The sequence below is a fragment of the Gemmatimonadales bacterium genome, from assembly GCA_030697825.1.
In the GTDB taxonomy this organism is placed as follows: domain Bacteria; phylum Gemmatimonadota; class Gemmatimonadetes; order Gemmatimonadales; family JACORV01; genus JACORV01.
Window position 1 is genome coordinate 1 of sequence record JAUYOW010000084.1, and the last position, 2,037, is coordinate 2,037.

Below are 2,037 nucleotides of genomic sequence, written 5' to 3' on the forward strand. Positions count from 1 at the left end.
GACCAGGCTGGAAGAAGTGAAGCGGGTCGCGGACGCGGGAGAGGTCATGCCGCCCAAGTCCACGTTCTTCGCGCCGAAAGTGCCGACGGGGGTGGTGCTCCGGCCGCTGGCGGGGGAGAGCTAGCCCGGCGGCGGCCGTTCATCAGGTGTCGGTGACCGGTCTCGCAGTGGCGGTGACCTCGTGTTGCCGCCGCAGCCATTCGCCGAGCAGCGGATCGCTGACCAGGTACTGGCCGTCCTGGTTTTCGAGATACCCCTTCTCCAGCAGACTTCGAAGCGCCTGGCTGGTAGTGCTCTTCGCGGGGAGATCCTGCCGCGCGAGATACGCCGCGGCCGTCGGCGCCGAGGTCGGCTCGCTGGCGATCGCCAACAGCACCCGTCGCTGGGCCACGGTGAGCGCCGAGTACTCGGCGGCGTAGACCGTTCCTGAAGCCCGCTGCGCTTCGCCGAGCCCTTCGCTCACGATGGCGGCCGTCACCCGGCGCGCCGATCGGGCCACGGCCTTCTCCCACACGAAGTGCGCGAGGTACTGCGTCGCCCACGGATGGCCGGCAGCGGTCCAGAGGATCGCGTCGGCCGCTTCGCGGTCCAGCTCCTGACCGGTGTCCCCAAAGCGCTGCACGAGCCACGGCTCCAGCTCGTCGCGGGTCAGGCGGGCGAGCGGGAAGGGAGCGGCCAGCTTGAGCAGCGGCCGGGCCCGGTCAGCGAACATTTGCTGGAGGAGATGGCGCTGGCTCCCCGCGAAGACGCACGCCACGCGCCGGAACTGCTGGACCGCGGTCCGAATCACCGCCTCGGTCTGGTGGTGGCTGTCCCATTCGGCCACCTGCTGGAATTCGTCGAACACCAGCACGATGGGGTGGAGCTGGCTCTCCGCCAAGCGTTGGATGGCCGCCAGTGCGTCCTCGAGATCGGGAAGCGGCCCCGTCGCCGTCCGCGCCACCTCCAGCGTCACGTGCACGTCGCCCTCGGCTCCGACGCTCAGCGCGGGACGGAGCCGCTTGAAGAGCGATGCCGCGGCCTTGATCCACTCCGAGGGCCTCCCGCGCCGGCAGGCCAGCGTCACGGCTTCGCCCACCCGCTGCGCCAGGCGCCGCGCGTCCACGGTCGGCAAGCAGTCGCACCACACGAGGCTCGGGTGTGCGGCGCGGCCCGGCCAAGCGAACGCCTCGCGCAGCAGGGACGTCTTGCCGTACCGCCGCGGCGCGAAGAGGTAGGCGTGCTGCCCCGCCGCGGCCAGGGCGCGGAGCCGCGCGATCTCGGAGGCTCGGCCGGCGAACCGGCGCCCCGTCACCACGCCGCCCAACACGAACGGATTCAGCGTCTTAGGATGGTCCATACTATACGGTCCATATCATACGGACCATAGTGTACGCGCCAGCTCCGTGGTACGTCAAGGCCGGAGGTGACGTCGGCGCGGCGATGAACGGGATGAACGGGCCGCGGCTCTCCGTGACAGCTGGTGTATGGCCAGGCGGGGCTGCTCCTGGCCGACACGGCGCAAGGCAACCGGGTTTCGGCCAACCTTTACGATCGCTACGGCCGGGACACGTTGACGACAGACGCGACGGGGAGTTGGCGGCTGCGTTACGATGGGGTGCGGGGCGTGCCGGACACCGTCGTCACCCCCGTTGGCAGACTCGCTGACCTACCCGATCGACGCCTGGGGCCCGGCGGTGGGCGCCTAAGCGGATAGGCGCCGGGGGGGGGGGGGGCCAGCTTGCCCGGTTGGCGGCTTGAGCGCACCTTGAACGGCGTCGGCGCGCCTGACCTTGGGGGTACGGTGGCGCCGGCGCCGGCCGCTGCATATCATCGCGAGTCTTGCAGGCTAACTCGGCTACGGGGCCGAGTTATCACGCGAGCTTCGCAGCGGTTGTGGTTTTGGACGTGAAGCCCAATTGCTAGTAAACACCAAGTTGGGCAGCACACACCTATGGTCTTTTGGCGCAACCCCTTCCGCCGCCGGTCTAAGCAGCCCGGCGGCACACTGCCTCCGTTCCGCGAGCCCGGCCCGGTGCTAGCGGACAATCCCATCGT

General features: G+C 69.8%; 1 protein-coding gene. It reads right to left on the minus strand.

Annotated elements, in window-relative coordinates:
• Positions 1 to 142 precede the first annotated feature (142 nt).
• Positions 143 to 1,339 carry an AAA family ATPase gene (locus Q8Q85_04385; GenBank protein ID MDP3773483.1) on the minus strand — a complete coding sequence of 399 codons (1,197 nt, stop codon included), beginning with the start codon at positions 1,337 to 1,339 and terminating at the stop codon, positions 143 to 145.
• Between the last annotated feature and the right edge of the window lie 698 nt (positions 1,340 to 2,037).